Source organism: Campylobacter concisus, from assembly GCF_003049065.1.
Classification (GTDB): Bacteria; Campylobacterota; Campylobacteria; order Campylobacterales; family Campylobacteraceae; genus Campylobacter_A; species Campylobacter_A concisus_BE.
The window spans coordinates 34,190-59,233 of record NZ_PISC01000006.1; the positions used below are offsets into that span (position 1 = coordinate 34,190).

General features: G+C 39.6%; 25 protein-coding genes. 23 read left to right on the plus strand and 2 right to left on the minus strand.

The genetic code is table 11. The features are described from left to right. Nucleotides 1–100: 100 nt before the first annotated feature. The 4 genes from mnmG to CVS81_RS06225 all read left to right on the plus strand — a co-directional run bounded on the left by mnmG (nt 101) and on the right by CVS81_RS06225 (nt 5,128). Complete coding sequence (mnmG, locus tag CVS81_RS06210) at nt 101–1,963, plus strand: tRNA uridine-5-carboxymethylaminomethyl(34) synthesis enzyme MnmG (protein ID WP_107965432.1); 1,863 nt, start codon at nt 101–103, stop codon at nt 1,961–1,963. A 363-nt stretch (nt 1,964–2,326) separates the two neighbouring features. Further along, on the plus strand, nt 2,327–2,830 hold the full coding sequence (gene petA / locus CVS81_RS06215; RefSeq protein WP_107965433.1) for a ubiquinol-cytochrome c reductase iron-sulfur subunit: 504 nt from the start codon (nt 2,327–2,329) through the stop codon (nt 2,828–2,830). Nucleotides 2,831–2,840: 10 nt separating this feature from the next. Next, nucleotides 2,841–4,085, plus strand: a complete 1,245-nt coding sequence (locus tag CVS81_RS06220) for a cytochrome b (protein ID WP_107965434.1) — start codon at nt 2,841–2,843, stop codon at nt 4,083–4,085. A gap of 2 nt (nt 4,086–4,087) precedes the next feature. Continuing rightward, the gene (locus tag CVS81_RS06225; protein WP_107965435.1) at nt 4,088–5,128 is read left to right on the plus strand and encodes a c-type cytochrome; all 1,041 of its coding nucleotides are present in this window, start codon (nt 4,088–4,090) and stop codon (nt 5,126–5,128) included. An 819-nt stretch (nt 5,129–5,947) separates the two neighbouring features. Here the strand turns inward: CVS81_RS06225 and CVS81_RS06230 are convergent. Continuing rightward, nucleotides 5,948–6,235: a hypothetical protein gene (locus CVS81_RS06230; protein WP_087581727.1), complete on the minus strand. Its 288-nt coding sequence runs from the start codon at nt 6,233–6,235 to the stop codon at nt 5,948–5,950. A 44-nt stretch (nt 6,236–6,279) separates the two neighbouring features. Continuing rightward, the gene (locus tag CVS81_RS06235) at nt 6,280–7,365 is read right to left on the minus strand and encodes an MBL fold metallo-hydrolase (RefSeq protein ID WP_107965436.1); all 1,086 of its coding nucleotides are present in this window, start codon (nt 7,363–7,365) and stop codon (nt 6,280–6,282) included. Nucleotides 7,366–7,782: 417 nt separating this feature from the next. Between CVS81_RS06235 and CVS81_RS06240 the strand changes: the two genes are divergently transcribed. The 19 genes from CVS81_RS06240 to ccoO all read left to right on the plus strand — a co-directional run bounded on the left by CVS81_RS06240 (nt 7,783) and on the right by ccoO (nt 25,036). Next, nucleotides 7,783–8,352 carry a 4Fe-4S dicluster domain-containing protein gene (locus CVS81_RS06240; RefSeq protein WP_009294859.1) on the plus strand — a complete coding sequence of 190 codons (570 nt, stop codon included), beginning with the start codon at nt 7,783–7,785 and terminating at the stop codon, nt 8,350–8,352. Between the two features lies 1 nt (nt 8,353). Further along, entirely contained in the window at nt 8,354–10,321 is a 1,968-nt protein-coding gene (locus CVS81_RS06245) for a proton-conducting transporter membrane subunit (RefSeq protein ID WP_103569458.1), read from the plus strand. Nucleotides 10,322–10,330: 9 nt separating this feature from the next. Continuing rightward, complete coding sequence (locus CVS81_RS06250; RefSeq protein ID WP_002939300.1) at nt 10,331–11,251, plus strand: respiratory chain complex I subunit 1 family protein; 921 nt, start codon at nt 10,331–10,333, stop codon at nt 11,249–11,251. Between the two features lies 1 nt (nt 11,252). Beyond that, nucleotides 11,253–11,897 carry a hydrogenase 4 membrane subunit gene (hyfE, locus tag CVS81_RS06255; protein ID WP_012001181.1) on the plus strand — a complete coding sequence of 215 codons (645 nt, stop codon included), beginning with the start codon at nt 11,253–11,255 and terminating at the stop codon, nt 11,895–11,897. 2 nt (nt 11,898–11,899) lie between these two features. Continuing rightward, nucleotides 11,900–13,381, plus strand: coding sequence for a hydrogenase 4 subunit F (locus tag CVS81_RS06260; RefSeq protein ID WP_103589930.1), 1,482 nt, complete (start codon nt 11,900–11,902; stop codon nt 13,379–13,381). Next, nucleotides 13,378–15,114: an NADH-quinone oxidoreductase subunit C gene (locus CVS81_RS06265; protein WP_009294856.1), complete on the plus strand. Its 1,737-nt coding sequence runs from the start codon at nt 13,378–13,380 to the stop codon at nt 15,112–15,114. Before CVS81_RS06260 ends, CVS81_RS06265 begins: the two co-directional genes overlap by 4 nt. After that, nucleotides 15,111–15,650: a formate hydrogenlyase complex iron-sulfur subunit gene (locus CVS81_RS06270; protein WP_002939210.1), complete on the plus strand. Its 540-nt coding sequence runs from the start codon at nt 15,111–15,113 to the stop codon at nt 15,648–15,650. The genes CVS81_RS06265 and CVS81_RS06270 overlap by 4 nt, the downstream gene beginning before the upstream one ends. Beyond that, nucleotides 15,647–16,471 carry an NADH-quinone oxidoreductase subunit B family protein gene (locus tag CVS81_RS06275; RefSeq protein ID WP_009294855.1) on the plus strand — a complete coding sequence of 275 codons (825 nt, stop codon included), beginning with the start codon at nt 15,647–15,649 and terminating at the stop codon, nt 16,469–16,471. The genes CVS81_RS06270 and CVS81_RS06275 overlap by 4 nt, the downstream gene beginning before the upstream one ends. Continuing rightward, nucleotides 16,468–16,812 carry a formate hydrogenlyase maturation HycH family protein gene (locus CVS81_RS06280; RefSeq protein WP_103651973.1) on the plus strand — a complete coding sequence of 115 codons (345 nt, stop codon included), beginning with the start codon at nt 16,468–16,470 and terminating at the stop codon, nt 16,810–16,812. The genes CVS81_RS06275 and CVS81_RS06280 overlap by 4 nt, the downstream gene beginning before the upstream one ends. Beyond that, the gene (locus CVS81_RS06285) at nt 16,812–17,258 is read left to right on the plus strand and encodes a hydrogenase 3 maturation endopeptidase HyCI (RefSeq protein WP_002939334.1); all 447 of its coding nucleotides are present in this window, start codon (nt 16,812–16,814) and stop codon (nt 17,256–17,258) included. Before CVS81_RS06280 ends, CVS81_RS06285 begins: the two co-directional genes overlap by 1 nt. Before the next feature lie 184 nt (nt 17,259–17,442). Next, entirely contained in the window at nt 17,443–18,303 is an 861-nt protein-coding gene (locus CVS81_RS06290) for a formate/nitrite transporter family protein (RefSeq protein WP_103569455.1), read from the plus strand. A gap of 249 nt (nt 18,304–18,552) precedes the next feature. Then, on the plus strand, nt 18,553–18,993 hold the full coding sequence (locus CVS81_RS06295; RefSeq protein ID WP_107965437.1) for an isoleucyl-tRNA synthetase: 441 nt from the start codon (nt 18,553–18,555) through the stop codon (nt 18,991–18,993). 49 nt (nt 18,994–19,042) lie between these two features. Beyond that, a complete protein-coding gene (locus CVS81_RS06300) occupies nt 19,043–19,594 on the plus strand; it encodes a DUF507 family protein (protein WP_002939254.1) in 552 nt (183 codons plus the stop codon). After that, a complete protein-coding gene (gene carA / locus CVS81_RS06305; protein WP_107965438.1) occupies nt 19,594–20,712 on the plus strand; it encodes a glutamine-hydrolyzing carbamoyl-phosphate synthase small subunit in 1,119 nt (372 codons plus the stop codon). The genes CVS81_RS06300 and carA overlap by 1 nt, the downstream gene beginning before the upstream one ends. A gap of 22 nt (nt 20,713–20,734) precedes the next feature. Continuing rightward, a complete protein-coding gene (locus tag CVS81_RS06310; RefSeq protein ID WP_107965493.1) occupies nt 20,735–21,379 on the plus strand; it encodes a sulfite exporter TauE/SafE family protein in 645 nt (214 codons plus the stop codon). After that, the gene (locus CVS81_RS06315) at nt 21,372–22,112 is read left to right on the plus strand and encodes a sensor histidine kinase (protein ID WP_107965439.1); all 741 of its coding nucleotides are present in this window, start codon (nt 21,372–21,374) and stop codon (nt 22,110–22,112) included. The genes CVS81_RS06310 and CVS81_RS06315 overlap by 8 nt, the downstream gene beginning before the upstream one ends. Continuing rightward, entirely contained in the window at nt 22,105–22,788 is a 684-nt protein-coding gene (locus tag CVS81_RS06320) for a response regulator transcription factor (RefSeq protein WP_012001191.1), read from the plus strand. Before CVS81_RS06315 ends, CVS81_RS06320 begins: the two co-directional genes overlap by 8 nt. 92 nt (nt 22,789–22,880) lie before the next feature. Then, complete coding sequence (gene ccoN / locus CVS81_RS06325) at nt 22,881–24,371, plus strand: cytochrome-c oxidase, cbb3-type subunit I (RefSeq protein ID WP_021084787.1); 1,491 nt, start codon at nt 22,881–22,883, stop codon at nt 24,369–24,371. Further along, on the plus strand, nt 24,371–25,036 hold the full coding sequence (ccoO, locus tag CVS81_RS06330) for a cytochrome-c oxidase, cbb3-type subunit II (protein WP_021086480.1): 666 nt from the start codon (nt 24,371–24,373) through the stop codon (nt 25,034–25,036). Before ccoN ends, ccoO begins: the two co-directional genes overlap by 1 nt. The last annotated feature ends 8 nt before the right edge of the window (nt 25,037–25,044 follow it).

Genomic DNA, 25,044 nt, shown 5'->3' on the forward strand with positions numbered 1-25,044 from the left:
ACTCTAGCCATAAATTCTGTGGTGAAATTTCTTTGAAAAAATTTAAATTTTATATGCTTTTTGATAAAATCCGCCTATCAAAAATAAGGAAAAATTTATCATGGACTATGAAATCATCGTCGTTGGCGGCGGACATGCTGGCATTGAGGCAAGTCTTGCGGCTGCCAGAATGGGCAAACAAACTTTACTGATCACTATCTTAGCCGAGCAAATAGGCGCTGCAAGCTGTAATCCAGCCATCGGCGGCCTTGCAAAAGGACACCTTGTAAAAGAGATAGACGCACTTGGCGGTCAGATGGGACTTACAACTGACGCCGTTGGTATCCAGTTTCGCGTGCTAAATGAGAGCAAGGGCCCAGCAGTACGTGGTAGCCGCGCTCAGATCGATATGGATAGATACCGCGTTTATATGAGAAATTTGCTTTTAAACACGCCAAATTTAGAAATTTCTCAAGAGATCGCCACTGAAATTTTAAGCGAAAATGGCGAAGTAACTGGCGTTAAAACCCACCTAAATAACACCTATAACGCAAAAAAAGTGATAATTACAACTGGCACATTTTTAAACGGGCTAATCCACGTTGGATTTAACAAACTTGAAGCTGGCCGTGTGGGCGAGCTAAGCGCAAAGGATCTAAGCTCTAGCTTAAGGGAGCTTGGGCTAAATTTAGGCAGGCTAAAGACTGGAACATGCCCAAGGATCGACGCAAAAACGATAAATTTTGAAATTTTAGAGAAGCAAGATGGCGATGCAAAGCCAGTTGCATTTAGCTTTAGAACTAAAAATTTCTCCCCAACGCAGCTACCATGCTACATCGCCTATACAAATGAAACCACCCATGAGATAATCCGCTCAAATTTCGACAAAGCGCCACTTTTTACAGGTCAGATCGAGGGTATCGGGCCAAGATATTGCCCTAGTATCGAGGATAAGATAAACCGCTTTGGCGACCGCGACAGACACCACCTTTTTATCGAGCCTCAAACACTTGAGGCGACAGAGTACTACATAAACGGCTTTTCAACGAGCCTGCCTTATGAGGTGCAAGTACAGATGCTACGCTCCGTAAAGGGCTTTGAAAACGCCAAAATAGTAAGGCATGGATACGCTATCGAATACGACTACGTCGAGCCAACGCAACTAAAACATAGTCTGGAGACAAAAAAGGTAAAAGGGCTATACTTGGCTGGGCAGATAAACGGCACGACTGGATACGAGGAGGCTGGCGCTCAGGGGCTAATGGCTGGCATAAATGCAGCGCTTTCACTTGATAATAAAGAGCCACTTGTCTTGCGCCGCGATGAGGCGTATATCGGCGTTTTGATAGATGATCTTGTCACAAAAGGGACAAAAGAGCCATATAGGATGTTTACAAGTAGGGCAGAGTATCGCTTGCTTTTACGTGAGGAAAATGCCATTTTAAGGCTTGGTGGATATGGTCATGAGCTTGGGCTGCTTGATGATGAGACTTTTAGCAAGATCGAAAATATAAGAAGAAATTTAAAAGAGGGGTTAGAGTTTTTAAACGAGACTCAAATCACCCCAAGTAAGGCAAATTTAGAGCTTTTAGCAAGCCTTGATGAAGAGCCGATCAGCCAAAACGTGAGCCTTCAAAAGATAGTCGCTAGAAAGAGTTTTACGGCTGAGAAACTAAGAAAGCTTGATGAGAGATTTGTAAATTTAGACGATGCGAGCATGGATCAAATTTTAACCGAGTGCAAGTATCAGCACTACATCAGCGAGCAAAAAAATCAGATAGAAAAAATGAAAGATATGATGGATGTGAAAATCCCTGAAAATTTCGACTTTAGAAGCATAAGTGGACTTAGCAACGAAGTGGTCGAAAAGCTTGAGAAATTTGCCCCGCCAACGCTCTTTGCGGCGAGTGAAATTTCAGGTATCACGCCAGCAGCGATTGATATCTTACATATTTATATAAAGATGAGCGAGAAAAAGGCTTAAATTTAAGCCTTTTATGGTTTTAAAATTTAACTAACATTTAAAATTTAAAACAAAGTTGCTCATTTTTAATAGTTGCTATTTATAATTTTTTAAGTTTAATAAATTTTATTATTAAAATTTTCTATTTTACGAGAGCTAAAATAGAAAATTTTTTTATCTTAACGTTTAGACATTAGATCAAATTTCTCTTTTATAAAAAGCTTAAAATCACTATATATAGGCATTTCTAGATAAATTTGTCTCAAATTTTGGTGTAAAAAAAGCTTAAATTCACTTTATTTTTACAAACTATATTGTGAGATTATAGTTTTTTAATTTTTTGGGAGTATAATCGTTTAAATTTTATTTATAGAAAGGAAATTAATGTCAGTAAAGCAAGAAAGACGAAGCTTTATCGGCCTTGCGTTTGGTGCCGTGGCAGCTGTTGGTGGCGCGATGTCACTAGTTGCCATGAAAAAGACCTGGGATCCGCTCCCTAGCGTAAAAGCTGCTGGTTTTACAACTGTCGATCTAAGCCCGATCAAAGATGGCGAGATGAGACAGGTTGAGTGGCGTAAAAAGCCTATTTTTATCCTCAAAAAAAGCCCAGATATGGCTAAAAACGACAAGAGAGATGTAGTCGTTGGAGATGCGAGATATGTCGTAGTTATCGGACTTTGCACGCACCTAGGATGTATCCCTGAGTACAAGTCTAGCAAGCAAATGTTTGTCTGTGCCTGTCATGGCGGCGAATTTAACGTTGATGGCGTGCAGACATACGGACCTCCACCAAGACCGCTTGATATCCCACCATTTAAGATCGATGGTACCAAGCTAGTTCTAGGCGAAACAAGCCCAGAATACGAAAAATTAGTAGCTAAAGCTTAGGAGGTTAGTGATGTCTTTATCTCATAAATCAACTGGCGTTATTGACTGGCTTGACCAACGCCTAGCTTTTACAAAGCTTATGAAGGTTCTAGTTAGCGAATACTGGATCCCAAAAAATATAAATTTCCTTTGGGCTATGGGCGTTATCCTAACGACGCTTTTCTTGCTTTTGATCATCACTGGCTATTTGCTTATGATGTATTACAAGCCAGATGTAAATTTGGCCTTTGACAGTGTAAATTACACTATCATGCAAGAGGTCGAGTATGGCTGGCTTTGGCGTCATATCCACGCAGTTTCAGCTTCTACGATATTTCTTATAATGTATATCCACTTGCTTACTGGACTTTACTATGGCTCATACAAAAGAGGCAGAGAGGTTATTTGGATAAGCGGCATGGTGCTATTTATCTGCTTTTCAGCAGAGGCATTTAGCGGCTACATGCTCCCATGGGGACAGATGAGCTACTGGGCGGCTACTGTTATCACTCAGCTTTTTGGTGGTGTGCCAGTTATCGGCGATGCTTTGGTTGAGTGGATCAGGGGTGACTACGCAGTTGGCGACTCAACACTTACTAGATTTTTCATGCTTCACGTCTGCTTGCTACCACTTGTAACTATCGTTGTTTTGGTTATCCACTTCTACTCATTAAGAATTCCTCACGTAAATAACCTAACAAGCGAAGATATCGACTTTGATGTAGAGGCTGAAGTTTATTTGCACGACGATAGAGCAAAAGCTAAAGTTATACCATTTTGGCCAGGATTTTTGGCAAAAGACTTCATGTATGTATCATTTTTCATGATCTTTGTCATATATCTTGTTTGCTATCACTTCAACTTTGCGATGGATCCTATCAACTTTGAGCCAGCAAATCCGCTAAAAACTCCACCACACATCTATCCAGAGTGGTACTTCTTGTGGCAATATGAAATTTTACGTGGCTTCTTCTTTGATATAGCTGGAATTTCAGCTTATAACATCGGACTTATCGCATTTGCCTTTGCAGGCGTTGCCTTTATGCTTATACCACTTTTTGATAGAAGCGGTCTTATAGCTCCAGCGCACAAAAGACCACTATTTTTCGTATGGTTTTGGGTGCTAGTTGCAGACCTTATCGTCTTATCTATATATGGCAAGCTCCCAACAGGCGGCATCAACGACTGGATAGGATTTTACGCTTCACTGCTATTTTTAGTGCTATTTATAATCGCACTTCCAGTTATCACAATACTTGAAAGAAAAAGGGGCTAATCATGAAAGAGCTTAAAATTTTTGCCATCGTTGTTATCCTTTCAGGTATTTTATACTGGGGTATCGAGCCTTACGCTCACACAAAGCTTCATCCGCACACTGCAAATGCCGAGTACAACTTCTCAAAAGAAGATACTGACTATGCAAAACACTTTTTAGAGCAGAAAAAAGAGGCGCTTGAGGCTGCAAAAGCTAGTGGTAATAAAGCTAGCATAGAAGCAGCTACAAAAGATGTTGAGACAGCACAAAAAATTCTTGATGACTACACAGCTTTTTGGGCTGATATAAACTCGATCGACCTTGCAAAAGGTGACGCTGCAAAAGGAGCTGAGACATTTGGCGCAGCTGGATGTACAGGATGTCACGGCATCGAAGCAGCTGGTATGCCAGCTAGTATGGACGCTGAGACAGCTAGCCAAAGCTTTGGCGTAGTGCCACCAGATCTTAGCACAGCTGGTAAAATTTATGATGAGAGATTTTTGGCTGCACTTATCAAAAATCCAACTATGGCTGTAAAACTATCTCATAAATTTAACGACGAGCATCCTTATCCGATGACTGCATTTATGGGTGCTGGCGGCGATATGAACGCTGAGATCGCTGACATAGTTGCTTACCTTAAAAAGGTATCAGCTGATGCGGATGCAAAGAGCAAGATCACTGAAGAAAAAGTTTTCGCTGACGCATGTCAAAGATGCCACGATATGAAGTATGATAAAAAATATACTCTTAGCAACAAAGTAAGCCTAGCAGCTTATATGGGCTCAAACCCACCTGATCTATCTATGATGATCCGCTCAAAAGGTGCTGACTACTTGCATAAATTTATAAACGATACTCAAAAGATGCTTCCAGGCACTGCGATGCCTAGAGTTGGCTTAAACAAAGCCGCAGAAGATGACATAGTATCTTACATAGAAAAAGTAGGCGACAGCAAAAAAGCTGAGCGCGAGAGCACAGGACTTTATGTCATGATCTACTTCTTCATCTTAGGAATTTTTGCTTGGCTTTGGAAACGCAAAGTCTGGAGCGAACTCCACTAAAATTTAAGAGCCTTTTTGGCTCTTAAATCCTCTCTAGTAAATTTACCTATATAAATAGGTATGTGAATTTTTAAATTTATTTTTTACAAAATCAATTGAGTTTTTTTGCAAATTTTTAAATTTACTTGACACTAACATGATTTAACAAAACAAATTTGCAAATTTTAAAATTCCATTCACTCGCAAGAATTGGCTACTAAAATTTGGCTTCGCTCACCACTTAGCTCAAATTTTAGAGCCGAAATTACTCGTTCATGAAATTTTAAAATTTGCTGAGGCTCACCGATATACAATCGCATGCAGTGCGTAGCACTAAAGCATGCCCCTCTAACGTGCGAGGGGATTGGGGGATTTAGGGGGATAAGGGGACGGCTTCGTAATTCAAGTCCCCTTGTCTCCCTTTTGGATAAAAAGAAATTTACAAATTTAATAAAGCTGTCTTTGCAAATTTTAAAACTTTCACTCACTCGTAAGAATTGACTACTAAAATTTGGCTTCGCTCACCGCTTAGCTCAAATTTTAGAGCCGAAATTACTCGTTCATGAAATTTTAAAATTTACCTTTATTTGTTGACTAGCTTAAATTTAGAGGTTAAAAGCATTTCAGAAATTTGCTTGAATTTTGCGCATGTGATATACCGATGCTGTCTTGCATACCTAGTGTGCAACAGGTATTTGGCAAAAGATGTGGCAAATGCGAGGATATTAACAGCCACTAAGCGAGTAAATTTACATTTTTTGGCAAATTTGCTCAGCAAAAAAACACATAAATTTACGCAAAACAGCCAAATTTTGCTCGCCGTAAAATCACACTAAACAGCTAAATTTCTTTGGCGATTTTGCTCATTTTGTTTATCAGCTCTTCGCGCTCGCTTGATTTTAGGTTGCCGTATTGAAGCTTTGTCATCATCTGCATGAAGTCAAACTGCTTAAACATCTGCGCGTCGCTCTTTAGCTCTTTTTCAAGCTTCTCGTAGATTTTCTCTGTCTCTTTGTTTGCTTTTTCTAAATTTTGCAAAAAGCTTCCAGTAGCGCTTGCATCAAGGTCGTTTTTTGCAGCTTTGTCGATAGCATTTTTTAAATTTGATAAATTTTCAGAAATTTTCATCTGCACTTCCTTTTGGATTTTAAAATTTAGAGCAAATTTTATTCCTAAATTTCACCCCACCACTTTTTTCTAGGTGGATTTTGCACGCTGAAAACCTCTCCGATCATTGGCGTTGCGTAGTTTAGCTCAAGTTTTGTCGCTGCCTTTTCAAAACGCCTGATCGGCTCATCCCAAGCGTGATAAGAAAGATCAAACTTGCCCCAATGCACCGGCACGCCAAGCCTTGCACCAAGATCTTTTAGCGCTTGCGCTGACTCCTCTGGCTTCATGTGCACGTAAGGCCAGCCATCGCTGTAAGCGCCATTTTCTATAAAAACTAGATCAAAACCGCCAAATTTCTCACTTATCATCTTAAAATGCTTGCCATATCCGCCATCTCCACTAAAGTAAAAACTAAAGCCAGCCTCTTTGACCGCCCAGCCGCCCCAAAGCGTGGTGTTTCTTTTAAATGTGCGCCCGCTAAAGTGCCTTGAAGGACAAAAAGTGAAGTTTAAATTTCCTATCTTTTGCTCGTTAAACCAGTCAAACTCGTAAATTTTATCTGCGTTTACGCCCCATTTTACGAGGTGAGTCTTGACGCCAAGTGGCACTAGAAATTTGGCTATCCTATCCTTTAGCTCAAGGATTGTTTTATAGTCAAGATGGTCGTAGTGATCGTGCGAGATGAGGGCGATGTCGATCACCTCTGGGTAGTCGCTAGCGGTGATGGCGTGCTCGTAGGCAAAGGGCTTGCCGCCAACTGGCAGAGGGAATGCTCGGTGCAAAACGGGGTCTGTGATGATGATCTTGCCATCAAGCTTGCAGATTAGGCTAACGTGCCCAAGCCAGATAAACTCGCCATTTTTGAGGGCGTTTGCGTCAAATTTTAAATTTGGCAAAGGGCGCTTTGGTAGCTTGCCTTTTGGTGGAAAGAGTGCTTGAGGGACGTAATTTAACATAGACGCTTGCGGATTATCCTTTACCATATCAATTGTCGGCTCTAAATTTATAAAAACTTTGCCGTTAAAATTTGGCGAAGCCTCTATCAGCTTTTGGCTTTTGGCATCTGGTGTGCCGCCAAAAACAGGGGCAAATTTCATAAAAGCAAAAACTGAAGCGATAAATAAAACTATGACTATAAAAATTTCCATCAATAATCCTTTTAAATTTAAAGGTTGGATTATATTTTAGATTTTTAAATTTCAGTTTCATTTAATTAACCCAAGCTTAAAAAACTAATTTTTAAATTTAAACTTAATTAAGATAATTTTACTCTTTTTACTAATTATCCGTTATGAAATATTAATCTTTTTTGATTAATCACACGATAATAACGCTGTTTAATAGCATATCTTAAACTAATATAAAATAAAAATTTAATTTCAAAAATACAAAATTTGTCAGATAGCTGACGGAATTTAATCGTCAGAAGTTATAGAATTGTTTCAAAAATTTCAGGAAGGAGCGTTTGAGATGTTAAATAAAAATTTAACTATCTCTATTCATGTGATTAACAATCACTCTATTAGTGAGCAGGGCGGTCTTGCCTTGTTTTTTAGGAGGAATTTATGAAAAAACATAAATTTGTGATTGCCGACTCAAAACGCTGCATAGGATGTGCGACCTGCATGGCTGCATGTTTTAAAAGTGCTTATGAACGCGGCAAACTATCACGTGCAAGGCTAAGCGTCTTAAGAGAAGCTAGCGGTGTTATGCCGACTCAGTGCAGACAATGCGACGATGGCCCTTGCGCAAATGTATGCCCAACTGGAGCGTTGCGATTTAATGATAATTGCATCGAGCTTCACGAGGAAATTTGTATAGGTTGCAAGATGTGCACGATCGCTTGCCCTTATGGTGCGATAAGCTCAAGTGCAGAGCTTATGCCTTCAGTAAATTACGCTGTCGAGCCAAAATACTATCTTGAAGTAGAGTCACAATCAGGCGCAAAAAACATCGCAGTAAAATGCGATATGTGCTTTGGCCGTGAAAATGGACCAGCTTGCGTTGATGTATGCCCAACAAGCGCTCTTATAATGGTAGATCCAGAAGAGGGCAAACATAAGCTTGGCAAGAGGATAGACTACGATGCAGCGAATAAATTTGCTACTAAAATTTTAAACGGACAAGGAGCATAAGATGACTACGGTTTATATGCTATTTCTTGTAAGTGCCGTCGTTAGTATCTTGCTCTACTGCGCTCCAAAAGCCGCTGTTAAAGTTGGTTTTGGACTAAGTGCTATAAGCTGCTTTTATGCGATGTGTCACTTTGTTGCAAATATGGGAGTAAGTGATAGCTTTGCTCTTATGGATGGCTTTTTGTATTCGCCAAAATTTGCACTAAATCCACTTGGAAATTTCTTCAGCTTTGTCGTTGTTTTCATCGGATTTGCAAGTAGTGTTTATGGTATGAGCTATGCAGAAGAGTACATAAAAAAAGCAAATGTTGGTGTGTTTGCATGTTTGTTTAACACATTTATCCTTTCAATGCTTCTAGTAATCAGCGCTGATAATGTATTTTGCTTTGTTGTTTTATGGGAGCTTATGACTCTTGTATCATCATTTCTTATCATCGTCAATGACGGTAAAAATACACTTAAAGCGGTTATGGTATATCTTGGTATCGCACAAATTGGTGCATTTTGTATAACCTGTGGATTGCTTATCACAGCTTACTATGCAGGAAGCTTTGAATTTAGCGCATTTATGGGTGTTAAGATGCCATTTGGCGCTTCTGCTGCTGTATTTATACTATTCTTGGTTGGCTTTGGTAGTAAAGCTGGTATGTGGCCATTCCACGTTTGGCTTCCACAAGCTCACCCAGCAGCACCATCAAACGTTTCAGCCCTTATGTCAGGCGTTATGATTAAAGTTGCTCTATTTACTCTAGTTAAATTTACACTTTATCTACCACTTAGCACATATTTTGGTCTTACAATACTCGCTCTTGGTGCAGCTAGCTCACTATTTGGTGTTTTATACGCTCTTTGCCAACACGACTTTAAGGCTTTGCTTGCTTATCACTCAGTTGAGAACATAGGCATCATCTTGCTAGGTCTTGGTACTGGTATCTACGGCGTTGCAGCTGGAAATTTAACACTTGCAGCAGTAGGTTTTCTAGCAGGTTGCTACCACGTAGTTAACCACGCTATATTTAAAGGTCTACTTTTCCTTTGCGCTGGTTCAGTTATCCACGCTACTCACACACAAAATATGGACATCCTTGGTGGTCTTGCTAAAAAGATGCCATGGACAAGCCTTGGTATGTTTATAGGTATCATGGGTATCGCAGCTTTACCTCCAGTAAATGGCTTTGTTTCAGAGTGGTTTACATATCAAGGTATGCTTCAAGGTGCGATGGGAGAAGGAACATTGGTTAGATATGCATTTACACTTGGCGTCGTAGCTCTTGCGCTAACAGGCGTTTTGGTTGGTATGCACCTTAAACTTTACGCTGTTATCTTTGCAGGTACTCCAAGAGATCAAAAAATTTGGGAAAATGCTAAAGAGAGTCCGATCGGTATGGTTCTTGGCATGATCATCCTAATGATAGGCTGCGTTGGCTTTGGTCTTGGCGCAAACTACATAGTTGATTACATCATGCAAGCTGTAAATTCTATCGCTATAAGCGACTATAAAGCTAGCCTTGGTGCTATAAATGTAACTTCACCTATGGGTAGCATGATCTCAACTCCACTTATCGCTTTAGTCCTATGTGCAACTATGATTTTGCCATTTATCATCCTTGCTGTTATGAAAGCAAACAGAGATAAACCACGCGAAACTGATCCTTGGGCTTGTGGCTTTAAATATAGCTCACGTATGCAAATGACAGGTGGTCCATTCACTGGCGATCTTAGAAAAATTATGCAATGGCTATTTAGAGCTGATAAAAAAGTAGTTACTAGAAATTATTTTGACGCGGTTGAGTATCACAACCATCCAAAAGATATTTGGTGGGGAATGTTTTATGAGCCAGTCATTAAATGGTGTGTGAAATTTGCTGATAAGCTAGGTATCGTTCAAAGTGGTTATACAAATGTATATACACTTTATATCTTGCTATATCTTTGTGTCATACTTGCTGTGGGCTACTTTTTAGTTTAGGAGACGAAAATGCAAACTATACTTTTAATGATATTTCAAGTAGTCGTTATCGTTTTGGTAGCTCCTTTGTTTGATGGTATGGCAAGAAAACTTAGAGCTAAACTTCAATCAAAACAAGGTAGCGATTTCTTTCAAACATATCGCGACATTATAAAGCTTTTTAGAAGAGGAAGAACCGTCCCTGAGTGCTCTCACTGGGTATTTAGATGGGCTCCATTTTTCCTTTTTGCAACTTCAGCTGCAGTGCTAGCTGCTATACCTATCACTTATAGCAAAGACACTGTATTTGGAGCTTACTCAGATATATTTGTTATCCTCTATCTTGGTGCGCTACTTAGATTTGTATTTGGTGCAGCTTCAATGGATAGCGGCAACCCATTTGCAGCAACAGGTGGCGGCAGGGAGCAAATGCTTGGTGTTTATGTTGAGCCAGTTATGATTATGTGCTTAATCGTAGTTATGCTTGCAGCTAAAACATCAAATTTAGTTGAGATCCAAGAGATGGTAAGAACTGGCGTTATCGGATATCAAATTCCAAGTTTTGCCGTTGCTTCTATCGCATTTTTGTGGTGTATGTATGTTGAGACTGGTAGAAAGCCATTTGACTTAGCTGAAGCAGAACAAGAGCTTCAAGAGGGTGTTCTTGGTGAGTACGCTGGTAGCGACCTTGGCTTAGTTCAAGCATCACTTATATTAAAACAGTTTGCTATGATCGGACTTTTCCTAAGCATATTTGAGCCATGGAATTTTAGCAATCCTTTCTTAGCTATTATCGTTTTTGTGATAAAAACTGGAGTATTTTACGTTGCAGCTGTATTTATAGACAACTTTGGACCACGCTTTAAAATGACTTCATCTTTACGCAAAAATGCTCTTGGTGCACTTGCTATTTCGTTTGTTGCACTAACACTTTATGTAGTAGGAGCGTGAGATGCAAACACTAGATATATTAGCCATTTGCATGATCGTAACTTCGCTTGCGGTTTTTGGTCTTAGAAGCTTGAAACTCTCAATCATCGCTTATGCGATAGAGACACTACTTTTAGTTAGTATATTTTTCTTGCTATCTGAGAAATTTAACGCTGAGCAGCTAAAAACTTGGGCGATCGTTGCGTTTTTTACCAAAGTTCTTTTCGTGCCAGGAATTTTGTTCTGGCTTATCAAAAAACTTGGCGTAGTTAGCGAAGATGAGCCAGTTGGTGGATTTTTTGTAAGTCCTGTTATTGCTATGGGATTTTCTCTAGCTCTTTCAATGAGTATCCACCCTATATTTTTAAAATTCTCTCTTATCAAAGAAGAGATTATGTTAATCGCTGCTGGAACAGTCTTTATGATGGGAATTTTTGGCTTTATGCTAAGAAATTCATTTATAAAACAAATTCTAGCTTACTGCTTGTTTGAAAACGGTATCCACCTAAGCCTTGCTCTAATGGCTTACAACTCACATGAGCTAGTTGAGCTTGGAATTTTAACAGATGCGATATTTGCTGTTATTATCATGAGCGTTCTAGCGATTAGATTTTATAAAGCTTATGATAGCTTAGATACTTCTAAAGCTTCAAATTTAAGGGGTTAGAGATGGATAGTTTAGCTTTAATACTTATCATACCGCTCCTTGGTGCTTTGATCTTGTTTTTAAGTCCTAAAAACTATGCAGTACTTAGCGGACTTCATGTCTTGTTTTCTGCTGCGACATCAGTGGCTTTACTTAACAATGTTCTTAAAGTTTTAAGTGGCGGAACTTTTTATAGTTTTGATAAATTTTTATTCTTAGATAGCTTAGGCTGTGTTTTCTTGGTGCTTATCGCCGTAACTGGATTTATAGTAAATTTCTACTCTATCCATTACATGAGATGGGAACTTGAAGATGGACACATCCACTTAAGCGATCTTAAAAAATACTACGCACTAAGCCATGTATTTATCTTTACAATGACTTTAAGCGTTATCTGCAACAACGTTGCGTTTATGTGGGCAGCTATCGAGGCTACTACACTAGCTTCTGTGTTTTTGGTTGCTATACACAAAGATCAAAAATCAACAGAGAGTGGTTACAAATACATCGTTCTTTGTTCAATCGGTCTAGCATTTGCTCTTTATGCAACCGTTCTTCTATACTCAGCTACATATAGCACACTAGGAGACGGCGAGGCTTCTATGCAGTTTTCAAGCATAATGGCTAACGCTAAAAATTTAAACCCAGATGCAGCAAAACTTATCTTTGTGTTTGCGCTAATTGGTTTTGGTACAAAAGCAGGTCTAGCTCCAACTCACACTTGGTTGCCAGACGTTCACGCTGAAGGTCCAGCACCTATCTCAGCATTGCTATCAGGCGTACTTTTAAAATGTGCGATGCTTGCACTTTTAAGATACTACGCTATCGCAGCTCAAGCAGTTGGATTTAGCTTTGTTGAAGGCGTAATGATCGTATCAGGAACTATCACACTTTTTGTAGCAGGATTTTTCCTAATAAGACAACACAACGTAAAAAGAATGTTTGCATACCACTCAATCGTTCACATGGGTGTTATCGCATTTGCACTTGGTGTTGGCGGTAAATTTGGTCTATTTGCAGCGATATTCCACTGCTTAGCTCACAGCTTTACAAAAGCTTTGGCTTTCTGCTCAACAGGTAACATAGCAAGAATTTACGGCCACAAAGATATGAGTAAGATGGGCGGCATGGTTAAGATCGCACCTATTACAACTATTATGTTTGGTGCAGCTGTATGCTCACTAGTTGGTGTTCCAGCATTTGCTATATTTGTTAGCGAATATAACGTCTTTGTTGGAGCTATCACAAGTGGTCAATATATCGCGGTTGCGCTATTTGCTATTGCACTTGCAGTTATTTTCATAGCTGACTTTGCGCACTTTAACATGGCAAGCTTTGGCGAGCCAAAAGGTGTGGTTGTTCATAATAAAGAGATGAGTTTATTTGAAAATTTACCTCTTATAGCACTCTGTGCCCTTATCATAATCTTTGGCGTATGGCACGTAGATAGCTTTTATACGCTAGTAAATAACGGTGTTAATATAATGATGGGAGCTTTAAAATGAGAGGCGATAAATTTGTTGAAATCCTAAAAACAAAGGTAAAAATTTTAGAAGTAACTCGTCAAGCAGACGATCAGATCACAGTTTTGGTGGATAGAAACGATCTTCCACTAGCTGTTAAGACACTTTATTATGATATCGGTGGCTTTATAAGCACTATGATACCAAACGACGAGCGCCAGATAAATGGCTGCTATGCGCTTTACTATGCTATCTCAATGGAAGGTAGCAAGATGACTGAGGCGGATGATTTTGCGGCTGAGGATAAGTGCTTTATCACAGTTAAAACTCTTATCCCAGGAAGCGATCCGACATTCCCGTCAGTTACTCCGCTCGTGCCAGCTTGTGTTTGGTATGAAAGAGAAGCTTATGATATGTTTGGTTTAGTAGCTGAGGGTCTGCCTGATAAAAGACGTCTAGTCTTAAGTGATGACTGGCCAGACGGACTTCACCCACTTAGAAAAGATGCTATGGACTACCGCTACCGCCCTGATCCAGTAGATCATAGAGATGAGCCTGATGCGGAGTTTTTGTTCCCAACAGGTGATGCAGTAGTTGATGTGCCACTTGGACCACTACACGTTACATCTGATGAGCCAGGTCACTTTAGACTTTTCTGTGATGGTGACGAGATCATCGACGCTGACTACCGCTTGTTCTATCAACACCGCGGTATGGAAAAGCTAGCTGAAAACAGAATGAACTATGATCAAATGGGCTATCTTGCAGAGCGCGTTTGCGGAATTTGTGGTTATGCTCACGCTATTGCGTGTATCGAAGCAGCAGAAAAAGCTATCAAGCTTGAAATCCCACTAAGAGCTCAAGCTATACGCGTCATCTGTCTTGAGATCGAGCGTCTTCACAGCCACCTTTTAAATATCGGTCTAGCTTGTGAGGTTACTGGTAACTACAACGCTTTCATGCATATCTTTAGGGTGCGTGAGTACTCTATGGAGCTAGCTCAACTTGTAACTGGCGGACGTAAAACATACGGTAACGTCGTTATGGGCGGCTTAAGACGTGATATGACAAACCATGAGATCAAAAAAGGCTTAGAGATCATCAACAAACTTGACATTCAAATTTCAGAAATTTGGGATGCAGTTTTGGAAGATAAACGCCAAATCGGACGCTGGAAAGGTGTAGGTATATTGGATCGTCAAATAGCACGTGACTTTAGCCCAGTTGGTCCAAATATGAGAGGCTCTGGCTTTAAACGTGATAACCGCTACGATCACCCATACGACTTCTTCAAACAGATAGAATTTGAAGTAGCAGTTGAGCATGGTTGCGACGTTTTTGCTCGTGAGATGGTTAGATATAAAGAGTTAAAAAGCTCTATCCACATCATCCGCCAATGCTTTGAGATGATGCCTCAAACTCCGATCATGATCGATCCTGTGACTATGATCAAACCTGAGAATTTCGCACTTGGTCACGATGAAGCACCACGTGGCGAGAACGTTCACTGGATCATGCAAGGTAGCGCTCAAAAAGTATATCGCTGGAGATGTAGGGCTGCGACATATAATAACTGGCCAAGCCTAAGGTATCAATTTAGAGGAAACAACATAAGTGACGCTGCACTTATCGTTTGCTCACTTGACCCTTGCTACTCATGCACCGAGCGTGTTACTTTGGTTGATGTAAGGACTAAAAAAAGTAAAATTTTAACAGAAAAAGACCTTAAAAAATTCTGTCAAGATGGCGGGGTTAGTAAGAAGGATTTAAGATGATGAAGTTATTTGACATCACAGAAAAATATGGAAAGGCGACATACGCCTATCCATTTGAGCCATATATTGTGCCTGAGAATTTCCGCGGTCAGCCAGACTATACATACGATCTTTGTATAGGTTGTGCAGCTTGCGGTATCGCTTGCCCTAGTAACGCAATAGAGCTTAAGATGAACGATGAGCAAACAAGACTTGTTTGGCAGTTTGACTGTGGTCGTTGCATATTTTGCGGACGCTGCGATGAGGTTTGCCCAACTGGAGCTGTAAGACTTAGCGATAGCTTTGAGCTTGCGGTTAAATTTGACAAGAGCGCTCTTATACAAAGAGGCGAGCTTGAGATGCAAACTTGCAAATGCTGCGGCAAGCCATTTACGCCAAAAAGGCTTATAAATTTCACTCTTGAAAAGCTTGGCACAGCAAATTTACTCCCAGGCAGACTTGAAGAGGCAAAAGAGTACCTTTTTATCTGCCCAGAGTGCAAGAAAAATCAATCTGCTGAGAGGCTAACAAAAGGCGTTGAGGAGGCTATAAAATGAGTCTATATCAAGTCCCAGAGGACATAAAAACAGCAAATGACCTAACTGCAAAGCTAGAGCATTTAAAAAATATCAAAAGAAGCTTTAGCGTTTATAGGATCGACTGCGGAAGCTGCAACGGTTGCGAGATCGAAATTTTCGCTGCTATCACTCCGATGTGGGATCCAGAGCGCTTTGGCTTTAAACTTGTAGCAAACCCAAGACACGCTGATATCTTGCTTTGCTCAGGACCAGTCACAAGACAGATGTACTACCCACTTCTTCGTGCTTACGAGGCAGCTCCAGATCCTAAGATCGTAGTTGCTTTTGGCGCTTGTGGAAGTACTGGTGGAATTTTCCACGACGCTTACAGCGTTTGGGGCGGTATAGATAAGATAATCCCAGTTGATGTCTATATCCCAGGATGCCCTCCACACCCAGCAAGCGTTATCTATGGTCTTGGTATGGCTCTTGGCATCATCGATCAAAAATTGCACAAAAAAAGCTATGAAAATGACAGCACTACGCCTCCACCAGTTGAGAAGTCAGTAATGGGCGATATCTTGTTTGAACGCGACTTACAAGCTGAAAGTAAAAGGCTGATGAGCTATATCTTTGGTAGAACACTATTTGAAAAATATATGGATGCTATCAAAGCCTCAAGAGATATCCACAACCCAGAGCTTGCACGTGAAGCGGTTGTAGCAGCTATCAAAAAAGAAGATGATCCTAGATATGCTGAGTGTATGGCACTTTTGCATAATGACATCTATCTAAAATACGCAAAAGCTGGTAAAAATTTTGCGATCGATGTTGATAGCGAGGTTTGGAGTAAAAGATGATTCAAGTTTATAAGCTTACAAAAAGGCATATGGACGATAACGAGAAGCTTCCACGCGAGCTAAAGGAGATAAAAATTTTCTCAACTTGCGTGGGACACGGTGTTGGTACGATTGATTTTAGCGAGAAGATCTTGGAGCTAAGCGATGAGGAATTTGACGAGATGATCAAAAACTCAGGCGAATATGTGAAATTCAAGATCGGAAATTTAAGCAAGTATTTTGAAGTTGAAATTTTTGCTGAGCATATCGCTAAACTCTTGCCACAGCTTTGTGAGTGTAAGCTTAAAGAAATTTTGGCAAATTTAAAAGAGGGTTATATCGTGCTTAGGAAGGACTTTTGATGAAAAAGGCCATCCTTTGCATCGGTAATCCTATGCGTGGCGATGATGATGTGGGCAATGAAGTCGGCCGCATCGTAGAGCAGGAGCTAAAAGAGTGGAAGGTCTTTTTTGGGCAAGATGTGCCTGAGAATGAATTTTCAGCTATTAGAGATTTTGCGCCTGATATCTTGATAGTAGTCGATGCGATGAGTGGTTTTGATGAGGATAAGATAGAGTTTTTTGACCTAAGTGACGATAGAGACTATATCTACTCAACCCACAACCTCCCAACGCCGGTGCTTTTAAGCTATTTGCGAAAAATTTGCCCAAAGACGCTTTTTCTTGGCATTAGTGTCTTGCTTGAAAATGTCCTTGACTTTGAAGAAGGCCTAAGCGAGCAGGCTAAAAAAAGTGCAAGAAAAGCCTTTTTAAGAATTGTAGAGATTGATAAAAATTTAGTTGGTTAAATTTAGCAAGTGCTAAATTAAATCTGGGGTTTGCTAAAGATAAATTTGATCATTTTGGATTTGAAATTTAGTGTAAAAACTAAGCTTTAAACATTAAATTTTAACGCTAAAAGTCTATCTTTGGCACTACTTCTTTGCTTTTATTTCTTATAGATCAAAGAAGGTTAAATAAAAAGGAGACGTGATGTTAAATCCGGCAGAAACCGCTCAAGCGGTCTCAAATTCAATGGAGCATAAAGCCCATACGCCACTTGTAAGCATTATATTTCTTGCTATCATGGCTGGTGCTGCTATTGCTATGGGTGATATCTTTTGGGCTCACTCAACAGTTGGTATGGCTGAAAAACAGTCTATCGGTCTTTCAAACTTCATCGGTGGTATCACATTTAGCTGCGGCCTCATGATGGTTGTATTTTATGGCGGTCACCTATTTACTAGCTCTGTTTTAAGCGGTGTTAGTGCGTATGAGGGCAAATTGCCACTTGGCAAAACCATAAGCTACTGGGTAATTGTTTGGATATTTAACTTCGTTGGTGGTGCATTGATCGCTTATATGTACTACTACTCTGGTTTGCCACTAAAGTATGACGGCTACATCTTGCAACACTTCGTACCAGCAGCTATTGGCAAGATCACAGCACCATTTCATGAGTTATTTCTTCGTGGTATCTTTTGTAACGTCTTTGTTTGTATGTCTATCTGGACTGCGACAAGCGAGAGCAACCTATCTGGTAAATTCTTTGCCATTATGTGGATGATCGGCGCATTCGTTGCTTGCTCAATGGAGCACTGCGTTGCAAATATGTTCATCATCACTGAAGCTATCATCTCTAAAGCTCACTATATAGCAGCAAGTGGTGGCGATATCAACGCTGCAGCAGCTTTACTTCACACTACAGCTGATAAACTAGATGTCATCAACTGGACAAATTTCTTAAGCAAAAACTTGCTTCCAGTTACACTTGGTAACATCTGCGGTGGTCTTTTCTTTGTTGGTCTTGTTGGCTTCATGGCTAATAAATTTGATATGAAGAAAAAAGCTTAATAAACTCCCTTTTAGTCTTTGCTTTTATGGCAAAGGCTAAATTTTAAATTTCTCTTTTTTACCTTAAAAGTTTCAAAAAAATCTCTTATTTTTCATCTAAAAAATGTCACACTAATTTAAAATTTATCGTTTTAACTCTATTTTATTTGAAAATTTGTGACATTTTGGAGTTTAAAATTTCTTAATTAATAAATTTAGAGCAATAATAAAGCTAAAATTTAATATAATCCTACGAAAAAAGGAGAGCTTATGAAAATTTTTAATGCATTTTTTACCGGCATTATATTTGTTCTTGCTCCTATTTTTACGCTATTTGTCGGAATTTACAACAACTACTTTTCATTTTATGGCATAAATGAGTATTTTAATGTGATTTTTGTGGATAATGTGCCTTTTTTGTGGCTTTTACCTGTGTTTTTTATATTTGGATATTGTTTCTTTTACGCGCCATTTAGAAAAATTTTTAGAGCCTTTTATCTGCTCTTGCTTGTGCTTTGCGCACTCAGTTGGTATCCTGATTTTGGACGAAGCTTGGGCGAGGCTTATTTCATGAGTAAGCCACTTGAGATGGATCTATCTTCAAATTTACAAAGCGAGCAAAAAACAAGCGGCAAAGTCCTTTATGACGGACGAAAAGAAATTTATTTTTTAAGAAGTGACAATGATAAAGTCGTTAAAATTTCAAAGTAAAGTTTTACCTTTATTTAGTTACAATGGCATAAAAATTTAAAGGTTTAAAATGCGTATAAAACTTCCACACGTACCTTATGTCTCACATAAAATAGCAATAGATCTTTTAAACTGTGGTTTTGTAAAGTTAAACAAAGGTATCGAGCCAATCGTAGCAAAAGCAAGTGAAATTTTAACTACTGACGTTCAAAAAGAAAGAGCGCTGGACGAGCGAGTAAATGAGCTTTTAGAGAAAAACGAGGACGAGATGCAAACTATGCAAATCGACCGAAAAAATATGTTTTGGCTCGTTAAAAAGAAACTTGCTGGCGAATTTGACGTCATTTTAACTCATGAAGATAGATTTAGCAATGTCGCTCACAAGATACTTGAAGCTATCTGGAAGAGCGATTTGGTCGAGTATAACGTATCAGAAAATCGCGTGAAAAATGTCATTTATAGCTCGATAGATGAGTATCTAAAAAGTTATGAGAAGATAGAAGATAGCGTCTATGAGATGATGCAAAACTACAAACGCAAACTTATCCCTGGAACTGACGAATACGACCTGATTTTCGAGCGTTTGTATCAAGATGAGCTTAAAAAAAGAGGAATGCTTTAATGAAAGCTTATATTTACATTGAAAACGGCGTTTTTTTAGAGGCAAAAGCCTTTGGTGCTCACGGCGAGTGTGCAGGCGAGCTAGTTTTCAATACCTCAATGACTGGCTATGAGGAGATCATGAGCGATCCAAGCTATGCTGGTCAGTTTATCGTCTTTACTATGCCAGAGATCGGCATTGTTGGCATAAATGAAGATGATATGGAGAGCCTTAGAATTCATGCAAGTGGCGTCATAATGAGAAACTACAACGAAATTCCCTCAAACTACCGCTCGCAAAAATCTTTAGGCAAATTTTTCGAAGAGCAGGGCAAATTTGGCGTTTATGACGTTGATACTAGATATTTGACAAAGATGCTACGCGACGAGGGCGCACTTATGGCATACATCTCAACGCAGATAAGCGACAAAGACGAGTTAAAACGCAGACTTGAAAGTAGCGGACGCATAGAAAATATAAACTACGTAAAAACAGTCAGCGCAATGGATGAGTACGAGCATAAAAAAGGTGCTTGGGATAGAAATTTAAAGTCATATAAGCCGCTAAAAAGTATCGGCAAAAAGATAGCTGTTTTTGACTTTGGCGTAAAGAGAAACATCCTAAATGAGCTATGCGAAACTGGCCTTGAGGTCATCGTCGTACCACACGATACTAAGGCTGAAGTTTTGATAGATAAATTTAAAAATGGCGAGATAAACGGGGTATTTTTATCAAATGGTCCAGGCGAGCCAAAGAATTTAAAGGCCGAAATCGCTGAGATCAAAAAGATGATAGAGGCAAAAATCCCGATATTTGGCATCTGCCTTGGACATCAGCTGCTTTCAAATGCCTTTGGATACGAGACATATAAACTTAAATTTGGTCAGCACGGAGCAAACCATCCAGTCTTAAATTTAGAGACAAAAGCGATCGAGATAACAACGCAAAATCACAACTACAACGTGCCAGAGAGCATCGCTGAAATAGCGGTTGTGACACATAGAAATTTGTTTGACAACACGATCGAGGGTGTAAGATACAAGGACTATCCGATCTTCTCGGTGCAACACCACCCAGAAGCAAGCAGCGGCCCTAACGAGAGCAAATATATATTTAAGCAGTTTTTAGAAATTTTATAATATGCAAAACATAAGCCTTTACATGATTATTTCAGTTGCGCTTTTGAGCAGCTTTAGTCATTGCATCGGCATGTGTAGCGGGTTTTTGAGCTTGCAAGCTCTATTCTTTAAAGGCAAAAGTAAGAGTGAAATTTTAATGCTAAGCACGCTTTATAACCTAGCTAGAATTTTTGCTTATGTGGCTTTGGGGGCTTTATTTGGTGCTTTTGGAGCAGCCATTAGTTTTGGTATGCAAGCAAGAGGCGTGATATTTTTCATAGTTGGCTTAGTGATCGCATTTATCGGCATCGCACTACTTTTTAGGGGCGAGCTTTTAAAATTTATTGAGAGCGAAAAAGCACTTAAATTTATAGTAAAAATGGCAAAAACAAGCGTGCAAAAGAGAAATTTGGCAAATTTTTTACTGCTTGGCTTTTTAAATGGTCTTTTGCCTTGCGGTGTGGTCTATTATTTCTTAGCGCTTGGAGTTTTAAGCGCAAATGTGGCTGACGCATCCTTGATAATGCTTATCTTTGGGCTTTGCACCTTGCCAGCGATGTTGCTAGCTAGCTTTGTTTTTGGCTTATTAAGAGAGAAATTTAAAGAGATCATGTTTAAGCTCTCAGCTTGCATAATGATCTTAAACGGACTTTATCTATCATTTTTAGGATATAGAGCAAATGCCTAGTTTAAATTTAGATGAAAATTTCTTTTCAAGTAGCGAGGGCATGAGACTTGCTAAGCTCGCGATGATGGGCGAGATGATGGCAAATATAACTCACCAGTGGAAGCAGCCGCTAAATGAGCTAAGTTTAGTTTTATATAAGATGAAAAAGCTCGCTGGTGACGAAGATGGCGAATTTATCGGCTCTTATGAGAGGGCTATGCAGATCATCAAATATATGTCAGAAACTACTGATGAGTTTAGCTCGTTTTTAAATCCAAACACACTTTCTCAAGAATTTAGCCTAGCAGACGCAGCTAGAGCGTCGATACAGATCGTAAAAGGCGTGATGAAAAAAGAGGGCATTCATATAGAGCTTGAGGTGTTAGGGGACTCAAAAATTTATGGTCATAAAAACAGGCTCATGCAAGTCATCATAAATTTACTAAATAATGCAAAAGACGCACTAAATTTACAAAAGATAGAAGAAAAAAATATAAAAATAAAGATTGATAGCGATGAAAAATTTGCTTACCTAAGCGTAGAAGATAACGGTGGTGGCATAGATAAAAATGTGATAGATGAGATTTTTAAGCCATATTTTACCACCAAAGAAGATACCAAAGGCACTGGCTTAGGACTTTATATGTCAAAGCAAATAATCGATCAATTTAATGCAGAAATAACAGCGGGCAACAGTGATAATGGGGCCTGTTTTTTAATAAAGTTACCACACAAAGGAGAGATAGATGAATAAAATTTTAAAGAACCTAACGGTTTTGCTTGTCGAAGACGATAGCGACAGCAAAAAGATCATGCACGATGTGCTAAGTGACAATTTTGAGAAAGTTTTTACTGCTCAAAATGGTGATGAAGGTTTGAAAAAATTTAAAAAATACAACCCAAATATGGTAATTACAGATGTATTTATGCCAATTAGTGATGGACTTGATATGACAAGATATATCAAGGAAATTTCTAAAGACACACCTGTCATCGTCCTAAGTGCGCATAGCGAAAAAGAGACTTTATTAAAGGCGATCGATGTTGGCGTTGATAAGTATCTCATAAAACCTATAATGGCAGATGATCTTTTAAAAACGATAGAAAATGTCGCAAAAAGCAAGATAGAAACTGCAAACATCATCCAAGTTGCAAACGGATATAGCTTTAACAAAATTAAGCGCGTACTTATCAGAGACGGTGTTGAAATTTCACTTACTAAAAAAGAGCTTGCATTTATCTCACTTTTGATAAAAAGACTTGGTACGCTCGTGCTTCATGATGAGATCAAAAGCGTCGTTTGGGTTGGTGAGAGCGTTACAGAAGCAGCTATCAGAACCTTTGTTAAGCGTGTTAGAGACAAGGTTGGCAATAACTTTATCAAAAACGTTCCAGGACTTGGTTACAAAATAGACAGAAGACTTTCCTAGTTAATGAGAATTTATATTAATTAAGTTTTTTTATAGATTTTCTATCTTAGAATAACGAATCATTAATATAAATTTAACTAGGAGGATATTTTATGCGACCATCTCAGCTACTACACTATGATTATAGTGTAGCAAAGCTATTTATGTTTGCCACGATACTCTTTGGTATCATAGGCATGGTTGTTGGCGTAGTTATAGCTTTTCAAATGGCCTGTCCAGAGCTTAACTACATTGCCGGCGAATATTCGGCGTTTGGGAGGTTGCGTCCTCTTCATACTAATGGCATCATTTTTGGCTTCATGCTCTCAGGCATCTTTGCCACTTGGTACTACATCGGACAGCGTGTTTTAAAGGTCTCGATGAGCGAGTCGCCATTTTTGATGTTTATCGGCAAGCTTCACTTTTGGCTATATATGCTTGTTATGGTTTTGGCTGTTGTTACACTTTTTATGGGCGAGAGCACAGCGAAAGAGTACGCCGAGCTTGAGTGGCCACTAGATATCGCAGTGGTTGTTGTTTGGGTGCTTTGGGGCGTTAGTATATTTGGCCTCATCGGTATCCGCCGCGAAAAGACACTTTACATCTCAGTTTGGTACTACATCGCTACATTTCTTGGCGTTGCGATGTTATATCTATTTAACAACATGGAAGTTCCAACAAGACTTGTTAGCGGATATGGCTCATGGCTACACTCTGTCTCTATGTATGCTGGCTCAAACGACGCTTTGGTTCAGTGGTGGTACGGCCACAACGCAGTTGCATTCGTCTTTACAGTGGCGATCATCGCTCAAATTTATTATTTCTTACCAAAAGAGAGCGGTCAGCCGATATTTTCATATAAACTATCTCTATTTTCATTTTGGGGTCTGATGTTTATCTACCTTTGGGCTGGCGGACACCACCTCATTTACTCTGCTACGCCTGATTGGATGCAGACTATGGGTTCAGTCTTTTCTATTGTTTTGATCCTGCCTTCATGGGGTTCAGCGATAAACATCCTTCTTACGATGAAGGGCGAGTGGGCGCAGCTTAGAGAGAGTCCGCTTATTAAATTTATGGTTCTAGCTTCGACATTTTATATGTTTTCGACACTTGAAGGCCCGATACTTTCTATCAAGTCTGTAAATGCCCTAGCGCACTTTACTGACTGGGTACCAGGACACGTTCACGACGGCGCTCTTGGATGGGTTGGCTTTATGATCATGGCGGCACTTTATCACATGACACCGCGCGTGTTTAAGCGTGAAATTTACTCAAAGTCGCTAATGGAAGCTCAGTTTTGGATACAAACAACAGGTATCGTCTTATACTTTGCATCTATGTGGATCGCTGGTATCACACAAGGCATGATGTGGAGAGCGACTGATAGCTATGGAAATTTACTCTACTCGTTTATAGATACGGTAGTTGTGCTTATCCCATACTACTATATAAGGGCTATTGGCGGACTTCTTTATCTAGTTGGCTTCTTGATGTTTGCTTATAACATCTACAAATCAACTTCTGCTAAAGCTATCTTAGCAGAGCCAAAAAGCGCTTCGCCTATGGGTGGCGGAGCAAAAGCTAGCGCGGAGGTGATGTGATGTTTGCTTGGTTAGAAAAAAATCCATTCTTTTTTGCAGTTTGCGTCTTTATAGTCATAGCTTACGCTGGCATAGTTGAAATTTTACCAGACTTTGCAAACAGAGCTAGACCGCTTGAGGGCACAAAGCCTTACACTGTTTTAGAGCTAGCTGGTAAAAACATCTATATGCAAAATGGCTGCAACACCTGCCACTCTCAAATGATCCGTCCGTTTAAGGCTGAGACTGATAGATACGGCATGTACTCGCTAAGCGGCGAATTTGCCTATGATCGTCCGCATCTTTGGGGCTCAAAAAGAACAGGTCCAGATCTTATGCGTGTGGGCAACTATAGAACGACTGACTGGCATGAAAATCACATGCTAAATCCAGCCTCAGTAGTGCCAGGCTCGATCATGCCAGCATATCCATTTTTATTTAAGAAAAATGCTGACATAGAGACTGCCTACGCTGAAGCGCTAACGGTTAAAAAGGTCTTTAACACGCCTTATGACGAAAAAGATATGCCAGCTCTTGGCACGCTAGAGCAGACAAATGCTAACGTCAAGGCTGAGGCTGCAGCTATCGTTGAAAATATGAAAGATGAGCAGGTAAAAAGTGCTTTTGCAAAAGGTGAAATTCGCCAGATCGTAGCACTGATCGCTTATCTAAATAGCCTAAAGTAGGAGCGTAA